This window comes from Oleiagrimonas sp. C23AA (genome assembly GCF_011759385.1).
GTDB lineage: Bacteria > Pseudomonadota > Gammaproteobacteria > Xanthomonadales > Rhodanobacteraceae > Oleiagrimonas.
The window spans coordinates 43,771-61,564 of sequence record NZ_JAARLY010000003.1 but is presented as its reverse complement, the minus strand read 5'-3'; the positions used below and the strand labels follow the sequence as shown (position 1 = coordinate 61,564).

At 63.6% G+C, this 17,794-nt stretch carries 21 protein-coding genes; all 21 read right to left on the bottom strand.

The annotated features are described in order from the left end of the window. Window position 1: 1 nt before the first annotated feature. Window positions 2-1,390: an APC family permease gene (locus HBF24_RS05680; protein ID WP_167170305.1), complete on the bottom strand. Its 1,389-nt coding sequence runs from the start codon at window positions 1,388-1,390 to the stop codon at window positions 2-4. 63 nt (window positions 1,391-1,453) lie between these two features. Then, window positions 1,454-4,666, bottom strand: coding sequence for a TonB-dependent receptor (locus HBF24_RS05675; RefSeq protein WP_167170302.1), 3,213 nt, complete (start codon window positions 4,664-4,666; stop codon window positions 1,454-1,456). Between the two features lie 317 nt (window positions 4,667-4,983). Beyond that, window positions 4,984-6,051, bottom strand: a complete 1,068-nt coding sequence (locus tag HBF24_RS05670; RefSeq protein WP_167170299.1) for a glucokinase — start codon at window positions 6,049-6,051, stop codon at window positions 4,984-4,986. A gap of 501 nt (window positions 6,052-6,552) precedes the next feature. Continuing rightward, window positions 6,553-7,920 (bottom strand): diguanylate cyclase, encoded by a 1,368-nt coding sequence (locus tag HBF24_RS05665; RefSeq protein WP_167170296.1) that lies wholly within the window; start codon window positions 7,918-7,920, stop codon window positions 6,553-6,555. Between the two features lie 107 nt (window positions 7,921-8,027). Next, window positions 8,028-8,576, bottom strand: a complete 549-nt coding sequence (locus tag HBF24_RS05660) for a hypothetical protein (protein WP_167170292.1) — start codon at window positions 8,574-8,576, stop codon at window positions 8,028-8,030. Window positions 8,577-8,605: 29 nt separating this feature from the next. After that, window positions 8,606-8,929, bottom strand: a complete 324-nt coding sequence (locus HBF24_RS05655; protein ID WP_167170289.1) for a TfoX/Sxy family protein — start codon at window positions 8,927-8,929, stop codon at window positions 8,606-8,608. Next, on the bottom strand, window positions 8,904-9,149 hold the full coding sequence (locus tag HBF24_RS05650; RefSeq protein WP_167170286.1) for a hypothetical protein: 246 nt from the start codon (window positions 9,147-9,149) through the stop codon (window positions 8,904-8,906). The genes HBF24_RS05655 and HBF24_RS05650 overlap by 26 nt, the downstream gene beginning before the upstream one ends. An 80-nt stretch (window positions 9,150-9,229) precedes the next feature. Beyond that, window positions 9,230-9,634 carry a VOC family protein gene (locus HBF24_RS05645; protein WP_167170284.1) on the bottom strand — a complete coding sequence of 135 codons (405 nt, stop codon included), beginning with the start codon at window positions 9,632-9,634 and terminating at the stop codon, window positions 9,230-9,232. Between the two features lie 63 nt (window positions 9,635-9,697). Further along, complete coding sequence (locus HBF24_RS05640; RefSeq protein WP_167170281.1) at window positions 9,698-9,910, bottom strand: hypothetical protein; 213 nt, start codon at window positions 9,908-9,910, stop codon at window positions 9,698-9,700. Window positions 9,911-10,419: 509 nt separating this feature from the next. After that, complete coding sequence (locus HBF24_RS05635; RefSeq protein WP_167170278.1) at window positions 10,420-10,836, bottom strand: hypothetical protein; 417 nt, start codon at window positions 10,834-10,836, stop codon at window positions 10,420-10,422. A gap of 336 nt (window positions 10,837-11,172) precedes the next feature. Beyond that, window positions 11,173-11,298 (bottom strand): hypothetical protein, encoded by a 126-nt coding sequence (locus HBF24_RS17395; RefSeq protein WP_277344506.1) that lies wholly within the window; start codon window positions 11,296-11,298, stop codon window positions 11,173-11,175. A 39-nt stretch (window positions 11,299-11,337) separates the two neighbouring features. Beyond that, window positions 11,338-11,697 (bottom strand): transcriptional regulator, encoded by a 360-nt coding sequence (locus HBF24_RS05630; protein ID WP_167170275.1) that lies wholly within the window; start codon window positions 11,695-11,697, stop codon window positions 11,338-11,340. A gap of 71 nt (window positions 11,698-11,768) precedes the next feature. Then, window positions 11,769-11,945 carry a type II toxin-antitoxin system HigB family toxin gene (locus tag HBF24_RS05625; protein WP_240922255.1) on the bottom strand — a complete coding sequence of 59 codons (177 nt, stop codon included), beginning with the start codon at window positions 11,943-11,945 and terminating at the stop codon, window positions 11,769-11,771. A gap of 3 nt (window positions 11,946-11,948) precedes the next feature. Continuing rightward, window positions 11,949-12,275, bottom strand: coding sequence for a GFA family protein (locus HBF24_RS05620; RefSeq protein ID WP_343162720.1), 327 nt, complete (start codon window positions 12,273-12,275; stop codon window positions 11,949-11,951). A 136-nt stretch (window positions 12,276-12,411) separates the two neighbouring features. Continuing rightward, window positions 12,412-13,071: a dihydrofolate reductase family protein gene (locus HBF24_RS05615; protein WP_167170272.1), complete on the bottom strand. Its 660-nt coding sequence runs from the start codon at window positions 13,069-13,071 to the stop codon at window positions 12,412-12,414. Between the two features lie 292 nt (window positions 13,072-13,363). Then, window positions 13,364-14,029 (bottom strand): hypothetical protein, encoded by a 666-nt coding sequence (locus HBF24_RS05610; protein ID WP_167170269.1) that lies wholly within the window; start codon window positions 14,027-14,029, stop codon window positions 13,364-13,366. 525 nt (window positions 14,030-14,554) lie between these two features. Further along, complete coding sequence (locus HBF24_RS05605) at window positions 14,555-15,370, bottom strand: hypothetical protein (RefSeq protein WP_167170266.1); 816 nt, start codon at window positions 15,368-15,370, stop codon at window positions 14,555-14,557. A gap of 401 nt (window positions 15,371-15,771) precedes the next feature. Continuing rightward, window positions 15,772-16,131, bottom strand: coding sequence for a VOC family protein (locus HBF24_RS05600; protein WP_167170263.1), 360 nt, complete (start codon window positions 16,129-16,131; stop codon window positions 15,772-15,774). A gap of 26 nt (window positions 16,132-16,157) precedes the next feature. Further along, the gene (locus HBF24_RS05595) at window positions 16,158-16,550 is read right to left on the bottom strand and encodes a hypothetical protein (RefSeq protein WP_167170260.1); all 393 of its coding nucleotides are present in this window, start codon (window positions 16,548-16,550) and stop codon (window positions 16,158-16,160) included. Window positions 16,551-16,658: 108 nt separating this feature from the next. Beyond that, on the bottom strand, window positions 16,659-17,012 hold the full coding sequence (locus HBF24_RS05590) for an OsmC family protein (protein ID WP_343162719.1): 354 nt from the start codon (window positions 17,010-17,012) through the stop codon (window positions 16,659-16,661). 130 nt (window positions 17,013-17,142) lie between these two features. Further along, the gene (locus HBF24_RS17170) at window positions 17,143-17,673 is read right to left on the bottom strand and encodes a DUF805 domain-containing protein (RefSeq protein WP_206064210.1); all 531 of its coding nucleotides are present in this window, start codon (window positions 17,671-17,673) and stop codon (window positions 17,143-17,145) included. Window positions 17,674-17,794 lie beyond the last annotated feature (121 nt).

Genomic DNA, 17,794 nt, shown 5'->3' with positions numbered 1-17,794 from the left:
GTCAGTCGCTCCCCAGATAGGCTTCGCGGATCTCCGCCGGCGCGAACGGCCAGGACCGGTTGACCCTGGCCCAGATCACGAACACTGCCACACCGGCGAGGATCCAGGCGCCGGACAGGATCAGCGACATCGCCGAAGCCGAGGCGTACACGTAGATCCAACCGGCCAAAGCGATCACGCAGGGCACCGGATACAACCACTGCCGGTAGGGTCTGGGCAGGTTCGGCTGGCGCTTGCGCAGCACCACCAGCGCGGCGATCTGCGCGATCGACTGCACGATGATGGTCGCGGCCAGCAGCATGTTGATCACTTCGGTCAGGTCGAAGAACGTGCCGATCGCCGTGACCACGCCCATCGTCAGCAAGGCCACGTGCGGAAAGCCGTGCCGGGCATGCAGCTTGCCGAACACCGACAGAAACACCTTGTCGTGCGCAGCCTGGAACGGCACACGCGAGCCCCCCAGCAAGCCGGTGAATACTGAAGCAAACGCGGTGACGATGATCAGTACCGTCATCACCGCCGCCGCCGCATGCCCCCAGCTGTGCTCGACCACCAACGAGGCCACCGAGCGCGACTGCGCGATCTGCTGCCAGGGCGCCACGCCCAGCACGCTGATGTTCAGCACCAGGTACACCAGCATCATCGCCACCACCGAGATGATGATCGATCCGGGCATGGTACGGCCCGGATCGCGCAGCTCGTCGCCCATGTAGGCCGTGGTGAAATAGCCCAGGTAGTCGTAGATGCCGATGATCAGGCCGGCGCCAAGGCCAACGAAGAAATGCCCGCCAAAGGCGCCCGCCGGATAGCTGAAGGCAAAGCCGGGGTGAAAGTCACTGATGCCGGCCGCCGACACGCCAATGATCGACACCAGCATGATCACCCACATGGCGATGGTGATCGCGCGAATCGATTCGATGCGCCGGTACAGCAGCACCGTCACCAGTCCGGTGGCCGCGACACTGATCAGGTGCACCGACCACCAGCCCAGGTGCGGCAGGAAATACTGCAGATATTCGACCATGCCGATGATGCCGGTGGACATCAGCAACGGGATCGTCAACAGCACCGTCCATATGAACAGGAACGGCATCAGCTTGCCGGTGCGGTACTGGAACGCCTCGCGCAGGTAGACGTAGGTACCGCCGGAACCGGGCATGGCCGCGCCCAGTTCCGCCCACACCATGCCATCGGCCATGGCCAGGATGGCGCCGACAATCCAGCCGACCACGGCCTGTGGCCCGCCCATGGTGGCGACCATGATCGGTATGGTGATGAACGGCCCGATGCCGCACATCTGGGTCATGTTGATCGCGGTGCCCGAGAACAACCCGATGGAACGATGAAAATGGCCTTGGTGGCTGGAATGTGACGTGTCTGGATGGTGCATGTGGGCCCCTTTGTCGTCAGCCGCAATCGGCATGGGTGGCGGATCGGCGATCAGGCTTGGCGCTCACCATTGGCCGCGGATACCGACCGTGAACATGCGCTCGGAAAAATTCGAGTGACCCGGCTGGTCGGGCCACACCAGGTAGTAGCGCTGGTATTCGTTGGTCAGATTGGTGCCGTCGGCGTAAACCTGCAGGTACTTGCTGATCTTGTACGACACCGATGCGTCGACATACCTCTGCGGCGCCTCGTACATTTCCAGCCCACTGATGCCTCCCACATCCTCGGACACCGCGCGCCGGGAGCGGTAGTTGTACGCCACGCGCGCCTGGAAGTGGTCGTCCTGGAACCAGAGGATGAAATTGCCGGACTTGGTCGAATTGTCCTGGAACGGAATCTTGTGCCCGGCCAGATCGGTCTTGCCCGAGTCGCTGGGCGCGTAGGTGGCATTGATTTCCACACCGGTCTTGGACAGCAGCCCCGGCAGGAACGTGAAGCCCTGGCGGTAATCGAATTCCGCGCCATGGATGCTGTTGCCGCTGCCCTGGATCGGCTCGCTGATGGTGATGCAGTGGTTGCGCACCACGCCGTCCTCGTCCGGCAGCGTGCAGTCGGTCACGCTGCCGCTCTTGATGAAGCTCCTGACATCGATGCGGAACAACGCCAGGCTCAGCATGCTGGTCGAATTGATGTAGTACTCCAGCGAGGCGCCATAGTTGGTGGAGCGCCAGGGGTCGAGCTTCGGATTGCCGTTCGAGTTGCCCGCAGCCACTCGGTACAACGGGCCTTGCGGGGTTTCCACCAGTGAGTAATTGAGCTCCAGGCCTCCACCCCAGGTACTCAGGTCCAGCGGCATCATGTTCTTGGAATAGGCCAGGCGCAGCTTCAGGTCGTCGGTCATGCTCAACGCGAAGTTGGCCGCCGGCAGGTAATCGCGGTAGCTGCGCCGGGTCAGCTGGACACCGGCATCGGCCGGCTCCGTGCCATAGGCGCCGGGGTCGCCGGACAGGTGCTGGGTCACATCCAGATGCGTGTCGATCACGCGCATGCCGACATTGCCGCTATAGGGCATATTGCCGATGCTGCCGTCGAAGTTGGCCTGCAGATAGGCCGAGGTCGCCTTCATCGATACCGCCCAGGTGCGCCCCGGCGTCTCCTGGCGAAGCGTGTCCGGATACAGCGATTTCCAATAGGCCTCGGGGTTGTCCATGGCATGTGGATCGACGGCCCAGAAGGTGATCCCCGAGCCCAGCAGGTCACTGTATTTCTCCCAGTGGCTGGACAACGGCGCGGGTGTGTTGGGCAACTGCAAGGCGGAAATGGGCCCGCCGCGGAAGTACCCCAGGTCGTTGCCCGCGGTGCACGAACCACTGTTGAGCACCACATCGGCGCCGACGTAGCGCACCAGGCATCCATTCGGATCGCTGGCGCCCATGCCGGCATACACCGGCGTGACCAGGGTGAAGCCGTTGTTGTCGGCATGGCGAATGGCATTGCGGACGCCGAAATCCAGCTTGATGCCGTCGTTGAAGTCGTAGTGCCCGTCGAAACGCAACGCGTTGAGGCTGACCTTGCGGTCATAGTCGCCGGAAGACTCCAGCGTCTTCATGGTCCAGCCATTGGGATCGGCGAACTGACTCGACAGCGACGCAGGCATGTCGATGGAGATGCGACGCCCGCGGAAGTCGGCGATCACCGGCACCGTGTTCTGGGCCATGCCGTTGGCATTGAAGACGCGATTGCCGCCCAGCTGATCGGGGAAGACGAAGGTCCCGGGCGGCACCTGGGCATCGGTCACCCCCGGTTGCAGCACGTTGGGCCACAGCCCACCGTCGGAATTGGAGATATTGAGGTCGGTTTCGATATTGGACTGACTGGCCGAATCGTGGATGCCGCGCACACTGCCGGTGAAGGAACCGCCATTGTCGTAGTCCACCTGCAGGTTGAAGTTCTTCGCGGTCGAATCCTTGCGCGTGATCTGCGAGAACGACTCCACGTCCCCAGGCCACTTCTCGTAGACCTGGGTGGTATACAGCTGCGAGCCGTCCCAGCCCGGCTCGGGCGTGCCGTAGGAGCCGGCCACCGGCGCGCCGGTGTTGCGCGACTTCAGCGGCACATAGGTGGCGCCCTGCCAATTGGTGGAGTTGAACTGCAGGCCGACGCCGCGATCAAGCTGCGTCTGGTGCGCATAGAAGTAGTCGCTGGTCAGGGTAAAGCCACTGCCCAGGTCCATCTGGAACGAGGCATTGCCGGACTTGCGCTTGCGCTGCGTGGTGATGTCGTAGAGGCCAATATTCTGGCTGCCCATGAACACGCCGTTGGATTTGCCGTCACCGTTCACGTCGACGCTGCCGTCGGCATTCTGATGAATCGCCGAGGGGATCGGCGCGCCGTTCCACGGCGTCAGGAAACCGTTGTAGCCGCCCGCGCTGGTCGCGTTCTCGCCATTGAAGACCACGCCATACTGGTCCAGGCCCTCATTGGAATTGGATCGCGTGGTGTCGGAATAGTCGCCGGAAATCAGCAGACCCCAGCGGCCATCGTCGTTGTAGGAAATCAGGCCATTGGCCTCCGGCCCCCACTTGCTGCTGGTCTTGCCCCGCTCGCCGTCGGCCGAATAGCTGTAGGTGAATCCGCTGGGCAAATCCCAGGGCCGGTACGTGTGCAGATCGAGCGAGCCACTGATGCCGGCATCGGTCAGGCTGGCCGTGGGCGACTTGATCACGTCCACGCCGTGGAACAGCGTCGCCGGCAGCATGGTGAAGTCCGGCTGCTGTGAATCGATCTGGTCGGCGGTGATGAAGGCCTCGCCGTTGAGCATGGTGCCCACTTCGGGAAGCCCGCGCACATCCACCGAGGTGCCCACGCCGGCATCGCGGTTAATCTGCACGCCGGTGACCCGCTGCAAGGCGTCGGTGATGGTCACGTCGGGCAGCTGGCCGATGCCTTCGGCGGTGATGCTGTCCTGGATGTTCGGCGCCATGCGCTTGAGTTCGATGGCGTGCATCTGCGAGGCACGCACACCCACCACGCTGACCCCGGACAAGGTGACCGGCTTGTTCTTCGACGGCTCCTTGCCCTGGGTATCCTTGCCGGCCCCGGTCTGGGCGTTGGGGTCGCCATGCGGCGACGATGCCGATGTATCCTGCGACGGGCCGTTTGCTGCCCGTGCCGTGTCGGCCGGAGTGCCAGTGGCCATGGCCGATGTCGCCACGGCGGCGAACAAGGACATGGATATGGCCACTGCCAAGGGATGCTTGCGTTGTACGGTGCGCATGAGCCTTACCTCTTTAAATTGACGTCTGCCGAATCACGGGTGCCCGGTGATGTGTCGACGTGCACGTGCGCACGATCAGCATGACCTCGTGCCCCGTCTTCGCGTCGCTTCATCCAGCATCGGCGCGGTCCACCGCGCCGTTCCCATCGGCATCCCCTCCCAAAAGCGTGGCCGGCGCGACCCGAGCGGGCGGCAAAGCCACCTGCGCGGTCCCGATCCACACTTCAACTCTTGCACGCCTCCGGCGTGCCTCCCCGCCAACCTTTACCGGGCTTTGATAGGCCCCCAAGGCGGCGCTGCCTTGATGCAATTGATCGTCATGTCCCGTCGCTCGCGATCAGCGGCGAGCCCGTGCCCGCCGGCGCCATGCGTGTCAGATACCAGCGCGCCGCGCCAAGCACGCCTCCACTGCCGTGCTCCAGGACCCGGACCGGTATTTGCGAAAGGAACGCGCGGATGCTGCGCCCGTGCAGGAATCGCTCCTCGAAGGCGCTGTGCCGCAGCTGCTCGAACATGGCGCTGAGAAAACCGCCGGCCAGGTACACGCCGCCGACGCTCATGAAGGCCATGGCGAGGCTGCCGGCGAGACTTCCCAGCGCGGCGCAGAACACCTGCACCGCTTCCACCGCATGGCTGTCGCCGCCGTCCAGGGCCGCCGCCGAAACCGCCTCGGGCCGGTCCATCCCGGGCGTCTGGCCGCGCAGCGCGCACAAGGCCCGGTACAGATTGAGCAGACCGGGGCCGGAGACAATGCACTCGTACGGCAGGTAGCCGCCTTGTGGCATCAACTGCGCGACAATCTCGCGCTCACGGATCGAGTACGAGGCGAAATCCATCTGGCCGACCTCGGTCGCCATGACGTGACCACCGGCGCTGGCGGGCAGCTTCAGCGCCGCGCCCAGACCGGTACCCGGCCCGAGCACCAGCACCGGCCCATCGCCCTGGACATCCGGGCCGCACACCAGCCGCGCCTGTCGTGTCGCGCAGGTATCCATGGCATACCCCAGGGCCTCGAAATCATTGAGCATGGCCAGGTCGGCCAGCCCCAGCGCCTGGCGCACCTCGGTCAGCTGCATCGGCCAGGGCACGTTGTCGTTCAACACCTCGTCCCCGGAAAGCTGCCCCGCGCAGGCCAGCACGCCGTGCCGCACCGGAATATGTGCCTGGTTATCGAGGAAGGTCCGCAGCAGGGACGCCAGGCTGGGAAAATCGGCGCACCGGTAGGTGCGGTAGGCCAGCATCTGAAGATCGCGTCCCGGCTCCGCAGCAAGGGGATGGCGCACCAGGGCGACCCGGGCGTGAGTGCCGCCGATGTCCGCCGCCAGGAACGGCATCGCCGCACCCGATTCCCGGCGATACGAAGGGTCGATCAGCGTGCTAACCATGTCTCCCCGTGCCTCCCCGCACCGGACATGGGCCTAGCTTGCGATTCATTGTCACCGGTGTCAACTGGCTGCAACATCAGCTCACCACAAGCAGAAAAATGTCGTAGTCCATTGTTTTATATAAGAATTAATATGCTATTCGAATCATAAAACGCACATATTCCATATAGAAATATGCAACGCGACCATCGCGGCGCGTGCGGCCAATCAGCCGCCGTGGATTGCTTCGCAGATCACCACCGCCCTCACCCTGGCAACCGTCCGCGGGCCTCCGTCCGACGGCCGGAGCAACCGTCAGGCATAGGGCGTTATCAGGCGCGCTGATCTCGACGGTATGCGGCAGCAAACGTGGCATGGACAGCGGGCAAAGATGGCGGCTCGGCCACGCATTGCGCCCACTGGTCATGGACGCCCAAGTCCGCCCCTTCGCCGGTCGCGACAACCGGTTCGCCGCCGACAATGGGGCATCAGGCCGACACCGGGTCGCCTGGAATATCGGCGCTAGCCTTCTGCCTGGCGCGAGGTCGATTCCATCAGGCGCCGGATGCTCTCGCGCTTGATGCGATACATCGCCTCGTCGGCCTCGCTCAACAAGCGCTCGGCATCGACGTGGTCCCCGTGCTGAGTGGCCACACCGATGCTGGCGGTAATCTTCAGCGCGTGGCCATCAATCACGAAAGGCTTGTCCATCGCCGCGTGCAACACCTCGGCCACGGCATGGGCATCCACGCCGACTCCCGACAGCAACACCACAAACTCGTCGCCGCCGACACGCGCCACCGTGTCCGATGCGCGCACGCTTTCGCGCAGGCGTGCCGCCACCGCCTTCAGCAACGCGTCGCCGGCGGCGTGGCCAAAGTCGTCGTTGACGCGCTTGAAGTGGTCCATATCCACGAACAGCAGGCCCACCTCGCGGTGTTCACGCCGGGCCAGCGTCACTGCCACCTGCAAACGTTCGTGCAACAGGGCGCGATTGGGCAGGCCGGTCAGCGGATCATGCTCGGCCGCGTAACGCAGGCGCTCGAACAGGCGGCGCCGCTCGATCGCGGTGGCCACCTGGGTGGAGACGAACTGCAGCAACTCCAGATCCGCCTCGCCGTAACGCGCATCGCCCAGGTAGCTGCGCAAGGCCAGCACCCCGATCACCTGGCCATCATTGATCAACGGCACGCCCAGCCAGTCCAGCATGTTCTCCGGCAAGACCGTGGCCGCCGCATCCAGGGGCAGCTCGTCGCGGTCGCGCATCAACCACACCGGCCGCCCCTTCCTCACCACTTCGGCAGCCAGCGGGTCGGCGTCCAGCGGTTGCGGTGGCGGCGCGCTGGCATGCGTATCCACGTGATAGGGGAAACTCAGCCGGTCGCACTCGGGCTCATACCGCGCAATGAAGCAATTGCGCGCCGGCAGCAGGGCGTCAATGATGCGATGGATACGCTCGAACAGCGACAGCAGGTCGGGTACCGAATGCGCGGCTTCGGAAATGGCGAACAGCGAATCGCGCATCGACTCGATACGCCGGCGCTCGGTCACATCTCGCGCCACCGCCACACGTACCTGGTGCTCGGGTGACCAGCGTGCCGACCACATGATGTCGACAACGCGGCCATCCTTGCGCACGTAGCGGTTCTCGAAATGCACAACGGGTTCGCCACCCATGATGCGCCGGGCGATGTTCAAGGTGCGCTCGCGATCGTCCGGGTGCACCAGCTCGATCATGCGCCGGCCCAGTACCTCTTCCCGGCGGTAGCCGAAGATGCGCTCGAACGCGGCACTGGCGAAAATATAGCGGCCTTCGGCGTCCACAATGCAGATGGCGTCGAGCAGAAGGTCGACGGCGCTGAAAAGCAGGTCGTGGGTTCGCGTGGGCATAGTAGGGAACAGAATAACCGCAGCCGCCGGCTAACGGGACCGGCAAGCGTAAACACTTACGCCGACACGCCCCCATGGTCCGCGCGCATCGCCGGTACGCGGCGCCATCACGCCGTATCCGCCGCCCGATGAAACAGCCCGGCTGACAGCACAAACAACGCGGCAAACAGGCCATGGATCAGCAGTACGGTGCGCACCGGCTCACGCAGTTCGGCAGACAACAGCGATACTGCCGCCAGCGCCGCCATCGCCAGTGCCGCCCCCGCCATCAATGACACCATGGCGCGAGCATGGCCGCGTGCCGCCAGCGCGCCGATCGCCATCAGCAGCACCAGTGCATCGTAGACAAGGTTCCATGGCCGCTCGGGTGCTCCCACCACGCCCACGGCAAGGTTGCCCCATACCAGCGCCAGCGTGCTCAGCAGCGCGACCGCAACGGCCACACGGTAACGCGCGTATGGCCGGCCCCGTGTCAGGCCGATAAAGACCGCACCCACGCCAAACAGCAATGCACCCGCCACCACGAAATCCAGCAGTTCCCAGCGCACCTGATCGGTTAGCGTCATGGCCAGCCGCACCGCCAGCAACGCGGCCGCGGTCAAGCAGGCCAGGCGCAGCAGTGGCACAAGCAACGACGGTTTGGCGCTAATGGTCATGGCGTGTTCCGGCGTCGTTGGCGCAGGCCTCAGCGGCGGCGCGGGCGAGGGGGCGGAAGGTGTTGCGCCGTGGTTTGCACCATCGTGACGAGCCATTCGGCATCCTCCCACCGGTCGGCGGTAACCCGTGCGTGTGCCCTGGCCCCCGGGTAAGGTGGTGCCAGCGGCGCCTCCGGCCATACCTGGCGCAACCCGTCGGTCGGCTTGAGATAAAGCTGGTCGTCGCAGACCAGCCCCACCAGCACGTCATCGACGTAAAGGCCGTATTCGCCGAACATGGCCTTGGCGCGTACACCACTCAGGCCGGAAAGCTGATCCAGCAGAAACTCAAGGCTTGCGCGTGAGGTGGCCATCGGATCGTCCCTTGCCTTGCTCTCGGGCCCGCTGCCGCTGCTGGCGCAGCAACAGCACGCTGGACAACGCGGACAGCCCCCACACCAACGGTTGCAGGGCGCCGTGCCTGGCCCCGGAAAGCAGCAAAGGCACCAGCCACATGGCCAGTCCATAGCAAATGGCCACGGCCAAAAGCGTGGCCACGCACGCCAGCATCGCGGCCATCAATGCCTTGACCATGCGCGCGATCCCCTCCCTTCAAACATCGACCCAGATACCGCCGAGGTGGCCACCCGGCCCGATGGCAGAACCCGCTCGCATCAGGAAGCGCCCTCGCCTTCGCTCTCGGCCTTGGGCTGCCACAACTCCAGCTTGTTGCCGTCCGGGTCCAGAATCCAGGCAAATTGTCCGTTCTCGTGCTCTTCGGGCCCACCGACAATGGTGACGCCGTCGGCACGCAGCTGTTCGATCAGCGCCGCCAGATCATCCACCCGGTAGTTGATCATGAAGGGCGCATCGCTGGGGCTGAACCACTGGCTGTCGCGCGCAGCCACGCTCCACACGGTCAGTCCGCCATCGGTGCGGGCATCATCCGGCCAGCGCAGCACGGCGCCGCCCCAGGCCTCCAGCGGCAAGCCCAAATGCTGCTTGTACCAGGCCGCCAGCTCGGTGCTGTCCCCTCGGCTCTTGAAGAAGATGCCGCCTATTCCGGTTACTCGCGCCATATCGCCACCCGTGTCATGCAAGAACACCTGTCGCCGACGGCCAGGCACCTACCAACCCATAGGTCAGCTGCGCGGATTGCGCCGACTGGCCAGCACCAGCCCGACCACGATTCCCACCAGCAACCCCATACCGGAAAGCACCGGCAGCACCAGCGCCAACGCGCCGATCAGCACGCCAGCCACCGCCCCCGCCGCCGTGCCGGCCAGCAGGCCAAAGCAGATACCCAGCGCCAGCACCCTCGACGCGCCGTTATCGTTGCGGATTTGTTCTGACATTGGTCACCCCTCCCGTTTCCTGGTCCAACGTTCAATTGTCACAGGCTACACCGCAAGCAAGCGGCCTGAAGGTCTGCGCGGCGCCTCACCGGACGGAGGGGGGGGGCCGGTTCTTCGGAGGAAGCGGCGATCAACGCCGTCGCCTGGACGCCTCCGCATCACGCCGGGCAACCGGCCAACTGGCCAGTACCGCCCCGATGACAATACCGAACGCACTACCCGTCGCGGCCCACCGCAGCGGCCCCTGGTGCGTGACGTAAGCGCCCAGCACCCCGATGGTCAGTCCCCCCAGCGCACCCCAGCGTATGAAACGCATCCTTCGCATGGCTATCTCCATCGCACTCACTGTGTTCCTGCAATGGGTTGACCTATTGATTCGTCAAACCCTTCCGGCAGCAGTCATGCATGCTGTTTGGTCAGCGTCAATTTACACCTTGGTCCGAACATACTGCCATCAGCCTGCACGCATCGGCACGCGAAGACCCGCCGGCGGCCGACACGTCGGACCCTTAGCGCGTGATACCGCGCCATCCCTGTTCACGAAGCTCCCTCTGCAAGATCGCCACATCGCGAACTCGCACCAGAAGCTTGCCATCGGCGGCGCTGCCGTTGAGGCCCATGTAAGTGTGATGGCCGTTGTCCTTCAACTCGACCACCTGCGTGCCACGGTGGACCATCGGAACAAGCTCGATGCTTCGCTGGCTGCCATCGGAAAGGGTCACCGTCGTGCGGTAGCTGCCCTTGAACGGATGGTTGACCACGAAGCGTTGCCGAAGCTCGTCGACTGACACCACAAACACCTGATGCGCCAAATCCGCAGCCTTGGGCTGGGTTGCCGCCGATGCGGCAGGAACATGGCACGCCAATATGCCAGCGCCAAAGCCGGCGCCGAGCAGTAAAAGACTGACGAAGATATTGCGCTTCATTGCCCCCTCCCTAGTGCATGCACCATACGGCGGAACACCGGCAACGATGGCGCCAGCATCCCGATGCCGACCAAAGCCCCCCGGCGTGGGTTATTACTATCTGGATCCGGAGGTTTTTGAACGGTTCAACCGCGCGATGCCGGTAAACAAACCCCAGAAGAACACCCCCATGCCGGCCACAAAAATGCCGACACCCACCGGCGAACCCCAGCTAAACCATGCCACGTACATAGCTTCATCTCCTGACCATGGGCATGTCCCGCCCCCAGGCGCCACGCCCTTGAACCCCAGTAGGGCACCCCTGGCCGCAAGAAAGCGGCCGGCGGCGTGCCCTGACTACGGCTGCGTCTCGAACGCCACCGCCCCGTCCGGGATCGTATACCAGTCCTGCTTTTCGCTCACCCATACATGGATGGTCGGCTGGATCAGCGTGGTGTCCTCCAGCGAAGACGGCTTCAGCATCGGGTGCGCCGGCTGATCCGGACCCGAGCGCTCACATGGCTACACGCCAATCAGGCTTTCGGCAGGAATGCCAAGATGCTGATGCAGGTTCCGGATCATGCCAATCGTCAAACCACGCTTCCGATTGAGCACCTCGTACACGCGATTGGGCCGACCGATGTAGGGCACGAGATCTTTCACGGTCAGGCCCGCCTGCTCCATCCGGAACCGGATCGCCTCAATGGGATCTGGTGCCTCGATCGGGAAGTGCTTCGCTTCGTAAGCCTCAACCAACGTGGCAAGGATGTCGAAACGATCACCGTCATCCGTACCAGGCTCAGGTTCGTTGCTGAAGTAGGCCGACAGCTCACGCAGGGCAAGCTGGTAGTCATTCTCGGTGTGGATGGGGCGGATGTTCATAGATCCTCCACGGTCGCTGCGTCGATCCGGTCGTACTCTGCGTGGGTGCCAACGAACTTGATGTAGACAGCCTAGAAACGATAAGCCACCGCGACGATGAGCCGATAGTCGTTGCCCTTGATGTTGAACACCACTCGGTTGTAACCGACAAAGCTGGCACTGGCGTAGTGATTCTTGATGTCCTGCGGTGTCGTCCAGTTGGCGTGCCTGGCTTGCGCCGCGTGCCTGATGCACTGCGCTGGTGCCATGGCCTATGCAACATGCGTGATGTCGGGTGGCATGGTCACCCAAGCGTGTTTGCGCTGCTCGTACACCGAGATGGTGGGGCCGGGAAACTGCGGATCGGCAAAGGCGCCCACCGGCACCATCACCGCGCCGTCCACGGCATCGGACACGTAATACACGGTGGCGCCGCACACGGGACAGAAGTGAAACGTGGCCCGGGACCCTTCATCACCCGCCCGAACGTACTCGCGGCTTTCTCCACGAGTACTGACCAACGCTGCCGGAAACCGCGCCACCACGCCGAATACGCTGCCCGTGCGTTGCTGGCAGGCCAGGCAATGGCAAACACTCACGCGGAGGCTCGGCCGCCACATGGGCCTGAAGCTGGCCGCAGCTGCAAGAGGCAACATGCGCGGGGGTCTTCATCAGATTCGCTCCGTCGAGTTGGCGTCAGTAAAACGCACGCGCGTCTCGCCAGGTAAGACCCGGTCAGCGCCCCTCGCCCTGACCGGCGCGCAGTACCACGTGCGTGGCGTTTTCCGTGGCCACGTGCTGCACGCAGGCGTAACCCAGCGCGCGCATGTCCACGCCCTGGAACAGGCGCTCGCCCTGGCCCAGCAGCACCGGTGAAATCGCCAGGTGCAATTCATCGACAAGGCCGGCTCGAAGATACTGCTGGATGGTGTGGACACCGCCACCAATGCGCACGTCCTTGCCGGCTGCCGCCTCGCGCGCCCGGTCCAGCGCTTCGTGGATGCCACCGGTCACAAAGTGGAACGTGGTGCCGCCCTCCATCACCAGCGGCGGGCGCGGGTGATGGGTCAGCACGAATACCGGCACGTGATAAGGCGGGTTGTCGCCCCACCAGCCCTTCCACTCCAGGACGGGCCAGGCACCTCGAATCGGCCCGAACATGTTGCGCCCAAGAATCCAGGCGCCGATGTTGCGGAAACCGCGCGCGGCGAAATCATCGTCCACGCCGGTGGTGCCCTCGCCCGCGCCGTGCTGGCGCTGGAAGGTGCGCGTGGGAATGAACCAGCGATGCAGCTCGGTGCCGCCGATACCCAGCGGGTGCTCCATGTCCTGCCCCGGCCCCGCACCGTAACCATCCAGCGAAAGAGTGAAGCTTTCGACGCGAACCCGTGTCATGGCGTGACCTCGTGGCTAACCGGCGCAGCGGCGCTGCCCTCACGCACCGGCAGTGGAAACCCCGTGCTCTGCACCATGGCGCCAACCGTGAAGACGGCAACGCCACGCGGCCGCGCAACATGGGGCGTGGTCACCGGACTATACCCGCGCCGAACGCGGGCACGCACCATGTGTGTTGCCGGTACCAGCAGCCACCCGCAGCCGGCGCAAAAAGGCGGGCGCCACGGCAGAACGTGTCGCCGGGCACCCACCATCATCGGGCCAACACGGCCCCATCCGGCATCGCCAGCACTCAGGCCGCGTAAGCGAGCGCGCCAGCCTCGCGCACCACCATCGGCGGCAGACCATCGACACGCGGATACGCCGGCCCGGCACCGTAAGTGGCCGGCGCTTCGTCCACGCGGTGGTTGCTGCCACGCTCGGCATCCAGCATCTGCGAGGCGATGTCGAAGACGATGTCGCGCACCTGCCTGGCCTCGCGGAAGATCATGTCGCCCACCAGCGACAGCGTATGGTCGGCGAACTCGGCTTCGTGACTGGCGATCACCACATCGCCATGCGCCGCAATCCGCCCAAGCAGCAGATTGAGCTCGTCGATCTGGTCCAGCGTGACGCCAAAGGGGTATCGCGGTTGCGCGGACGGCGCGTGGCCAGAAGGCTTCGCGGGCGCCGCAGACTCATCCGCCTCCCCAAGCGTCGCCTCGCGTCCGGACAGATACACCGGGGAGATCACCTCACCCAGCACGGCTTCCAGCTGTTCGGCCAGCAGCTCCAGGCAGATGGCCACTTCGCCGACGCGAATGTCCGGCACGGCTTCTTCCTGCTCATTCCACTGGCGCGGCTGCGCCACGTGCGACAGGAACGTCACGTACTCATGCAGTTTCTTCAGGCGGAACTGGCTGTCCTCCGGCAGGAAGTAGCCCAACGCGTCCGCATCGTCCCGATGATCGTTCGACATGATCGCCTCCTCATTCCATGAAGTACCCGTACACGCATCACGGCGGACGGGAAGTCGGGAGGCTAGAAACCGCGTACAGACGGCGGGCGTATTTCCGCAAGGGTGTTGTATTAGCCGCCCTCCCGACGCAGGCATCACGTCGGCTTGTGCCTGTGAACAGGCACAAAAAACCCACCGAGTTGTCGGAGGTGGGTACCGCTGTACGAGGAGTTTCTAGGCTCCTTGAAATTGAGTCTGCTACTGGGATGGCGGGGTGTCAAGACGCCGCTAGAAGCGGCTTGGCTGGGCTCGACTCATAACCTGGGTGCTACTCAAAACTGAGGGACGTCGCATTGACCGCGAATAGGCATGCCCAGAAGCAAAAGCTAGCAAAGCACCGCACGATAAAGCCAGCCGCAGAAAGCAAAAAAAGTTGAATGACTGAGAACATGCATGTGCGCTCTAACGCTGAGTGAAGCGGCGCAAACCCGCGTAGCGGGTGAGCGTCCGGCTGACCGAATTATAAGGTTGCGCTCTACAAAATCATTACGCAACACGCGGACCGTCTGGCTTTGAATACATTGGCATCTCAAAAAAGTGTCCGTAAACCGCGATTGGATTCGTTTGGCCATGATAAAACGGCATGACTTTCCAGCGAAACTGGGTCTTGTATACTGTTTGGTCGACGGCGTAGCAACTAACCGTGGCTGTAAGTACCATGTCTTCCTTTGGCATAGTAGCCCCGACCTGCAGGCCGCGTACAAAAAACGTGTTGAGCAAATGCACCGGAAACTCGACGGTGCGTTTTTGATTAGGTGAGCAGCTTGGAATATCAGTTGTCCACTTGCGATACAGCGGCAGGCCTGCACCACCTCCGTTCGGTTTGGAACACATCAAGCTCTTAACAGAACCACCTTGCTGATGATTTGAACCGTTGTCCATTATCATAAGACCAAGCGGTTCGAACTGCTCTGGTAGCCGAAACTCGCCGTTAGGATCGCTCAGATCCCACACAATCGTGACCTCTAGCGCCGGGCTTTGGCCGAAATTTTGGAGTGAAAACGTTGGCGGATCCGGCGCGCTGTCCTTCCAGTGCTTCCTGGCTAAGAAAACGGGCTCTCCGTTCAGGCTATCAGGGTGCGGCCAATAGAACTGAAAATCTAAGAACTCTTTTTCGAGGATAAGTTTTGGCTCAAGCTCTGAACGCCGCGCCAGACGGGCCTCCTTGACTGCTTCGCGCGCAGCTTCGACGCTAACCCATGAAGTCCATGCGCTTACAGCGGCAAACAAAACCGCGACCGCCGTGCTTATCGCAGACAAAGCCTGTAACCAACTGCTGTCCTGAGCATCAATCACAATCAAGGCTGTCCCCTGGCGACCTAACGTGTGATTCGCACTGGAGCCCATGCCACCGCCGCTGTCAGACCACACCCAATGGCCACCGCGATATGGGCAACGGGATTAGGGGATAGGCTGCGTGCCCCGTAGAAGCCGAGGCCAGCACCGGCGAGGGTGACCGCGCCTGTGTAGAGCTGTTGCAGCCCATGGGCCAGCGTTAGCACGACGTGCGCGCGACGATGCCTTTTGGATCGGCTATCGCGCAGTATCTGGTCGGCAAGTGCGTCTGCCTGTTTCGCGTCCATGCTCCATTCCTTCGGGGCGTAAGATAAGCGGCACACCAAAGCGTACCCCACCGCCCGCGCGGTTAACAGGCTGAGTCAGTGCTGGGACGCAGTCAGAGGCAGCGTCCCGGGCCGATTAGTCTAGGCGCCAGCCTCGGACCACACCGCCCACTCGCTGCCGCCTGGCTCGGTGAAGTGGAATCTGCGGCCACCGGGGAAAGAGAAGATAGGCTTGATCACCTGGCCACCGGCGGCCTCGACCTTGCCGAGCGTGCCTTCCAGGTCATCACTGTAGAGCACGATCAGCGCGCTTCCGGTTTCGGTACGCGCGGCCAGATCGGAGGTGAAGAAACCGCCGTCCACGCCCTGATTGGAGAACGCGGCGTAATCGGGCCCGTAGTCTTCGAATGTCCAGCCAAAGGCCTTGCCGAAGAAGCGTTTCGTCGCCGCAAGATCGCGGGACGGGCACTCGACGTAATGGATTTTCTCGTGTCGCGACATGGCTTCTTCCTCTAAGGCTCTGCACATCAGCCACGCACGTAACGCGTGGGCGACTGGGCGCGATGCGGTGGACCACCATGCAAGATCGTATAGCTTGCCGTTCCGCACAGCACCCGGAACCGTTGCACGGTCACCAGCGCCCCGTCGCGAACCATGCCGTAGCCGTCATGGTAGGTGGCCGCCTGTACCACCTTGCCGTTGTCCAGGCGCACCCTGGCCTCGACGTGGCCAATGGCGCAGCCCCCACCCATGCCGCCAACCATCGGCGTCATGTAGTGGGACACCACCACGGCCGGCTGTGGCTGGGAGGGCGGCCACCGGGGCTGCATGGCGGTATGGATCATCAGGGCCACGGCCAGCGACACCACCACCGCCCATGCCAGCAAGGGCTTCCATCGCCATGAACCCGGTAATCGCATGCTTGGCACCTGATGATCGACGTGGGCCGCAATCTCGCGGCACCACCGAGAGTGAAACGCCTGCGCCACGAAAGCAGCGACGACGCGACGAGGCCCTACAGCAGACGCCTACTCTTCCAGCAAAAGCGTGACTGGCACGCCACACCGCAAGGTGTTGTGCACTTCCGCCACGGCGTCCGTTTCCCGCAGCAGGCGCGCCATGTCCTGCGCCGGTGCGCTGGATCGAACGCTGGCGCGATAGCGGATGTTTGAGGCCGCCAGGCCGACACCCGCAAACTCAGCCGTGGCCTCTACCCGCGCACCCTCCAGGGCGATGCCAAGCCTCTGGGCTTCACGGTACAGATCGTTGCAGTAGCAGGTCGCCAGGGCCAGCATCAAGAATTCACCGCCGTTGATGCCAGAGCCCTGGCCAGAAGGTTTCGCCGGCACCGCCAGCGCCTGCGTTGAACCGGCCGTGCGCACGGAAACCTCGTGGCCACACGGGGAACTGCTGACAGTTGCCGAGATCTCCACCGCGCCACCTCACCGGGTTGAGTGATCCAACACTAGGCCGGGCCGCGCACGTTCCTGCCCCGCCTGCTTGACCGAAGCGTCAGGCGGGTTTGAACCCCGGGCCTGCGCGCCTTCCCTGTTCTGCGAGCAGCCAGAATACGACCACAAACCCGAACGGCACCAGGAACAGCAATTGCCACCAACCGCTGTGGGACGCATCGCGGAGCCGCCGGGTGCCCACCGCGAGCAGCGGCAACACCACCGCCAGGAACACCACCCCGCCCAGCACGTGATGGATGACGGCGCCCATGGTCGTCACCAGGCACGCGAAGAGGAAGAACCACCAGTACTCGGACCGGCCAGCCGTGCCGGCAAAATCCGCGTAACGCAGCAAGCACGTCTTGACCACCTCGAGCTGAGCATTTTTTTGCTGCACCGTGGGCACCAGCAGTTCGTTCGCGCTGATGCCAAACACTGCCGCCAGCGCCTTGACCGACTCCAGCGAGCCGGTCCCTTGGTTCTCGATGCGTTGAATGGTCCTTAGGTTGACGCCGCACGCCGTGGCCAGTTCCTCCTGCGACCAGTGCTTGTGCGCACGCAGCTGTTTGACCCGTGCCGAATTGACCTTCATGTCCCTAGCTCCTGAGCAGTTGGCAGACCCGCTGAACCTACATTCCCGGAACGATCACGACCACGGCAAGCGCACGACAGGCGAGCGACAGCAGCAGTGCGCCGGCGCTTGTTGACGACAT

Coding starts and splice junctions, on each gene's coding strand:
- HBF24_RS05595 (WP_167170260.1), bottom strand. CDS start 16,550: ATGCGATTACCGGGTTCATGGCGATGGAAGCCCTTGCTGGCATGGGCG.
- HBF24_RS05625 (WP_240922255.1), bottom strand. CDS start 11,945: ATGGCACCAGCGCAGTGCATCAGGCACGCGGCGCAAGCCAGGCACGCC.
- HBF24_RS05675 (WP_167170302.1), bottom strand. CDS start 4,666: ATGCGCACCGTACAACGCAAGCATCCCTTGGCAGTGGCCATATCCATG.
- HBF24_RS05670 (WP_167170299.1), bottom strand. CDS start 6,051: ATGGTTAGCACGCTGATCGACCCTTCGTATCGCCGGGAATCGGGTGCG.
- HBF24_RS05650 (WP_167170286.1), bottom strand. CDS start 9,149: ATGGTCAAGGCATTGATGGCCGCGATGCTGGCGTGCGTGGCCACGCTT.
- HBF24_RS05635 (WP_167170278.1), bottom strand. CDS start 10,836: ATGAAGCGCAATATCTTCGTCAGTCTTTTACTGCTCGGCGCCGGCTTT.
- HBF24_RS17395 (WP_277344506.1), bottom strand. CDS start 11,298: ATGCTGAAGCCGTCTTCGCTGGAGGACACCACGCTGATCCAGCCGACC.
- HBF24_RS05600 (WP_167170263.1), bottom strand. CDS start 16,131: ATGTCGCGACACGAGAAAATCCATTACGTCGAGTGCCCGTCCCGCGAT.
- HBF24_RS05665 (WP_167170296.1), bottom strand. CDS start 7,920: ATGCCCACGCGAACCCACGACCTGCTTTTCAGCGCCGTCGACCTTCTG.
- HBF24_RS05630 (WP_167170275.1), bottom strand. CDS start 11,697: ATGAACATCCGCCCCATCCACACCGAGAATGACTACCAGCTTGCCCTG.
- HBF24_RS05660 (WP_167170292.1), bottom strand. CDS start 8,576: ATGACCATTAGCGCCAAACCGTCGTTGCTTGTGCCACTGCTGCGCCTG.
- HBF24_RS05615 (WP_167170272.1), bottom strand. CDS start 13,071: ATGACACGGGTTCGCGTCGAAAGCTTCACTCTTTCGCTGGATGGTTAC.
- HBF24_RS05610 (WP_167170269.1), bottom strand. CDS start 14,029: ATGTCGAACGATCATCGGGACGATGCGGACGCGTTGGGCTACTTCCTG.
- HBF24_RS05655 (WP_167170289.1), bottom strand. CDS start 8,929: ATGGCCACCTCACGCGCAAGCCTTGAGTTTCTGCTGGATCAGCTTTCC.
- HBF24_RS05640 (WP_167170281.1), bottom strand. CDS start 9,910: ATGTCAGAACAAATCCGCAACGATAACGGCGCGTCGAGGGTGCTGGCG.
- HBF24_RS05680 (WP_167170305.1), bottom strand. CDS start 1,390: ATGCACCATCCAGACACGTCACATTCCAGCCACCAAGGCCATTTTCAT.
- HBF24_RS05645 (WP_167170284.1), bottom strand. CDS start 9,634: ATGGCGCGAGTAACCGGAATAGGCGGCATCTTCTTCAAGAGCCGAGGG.
- HBF24_RS17170 (WP_206064210.1), bottom strand. CDS start 17,673: ATGAAGGTCAATTCGGCACGGGTCAAACAGCTGCGTGCGCACAAGCAC.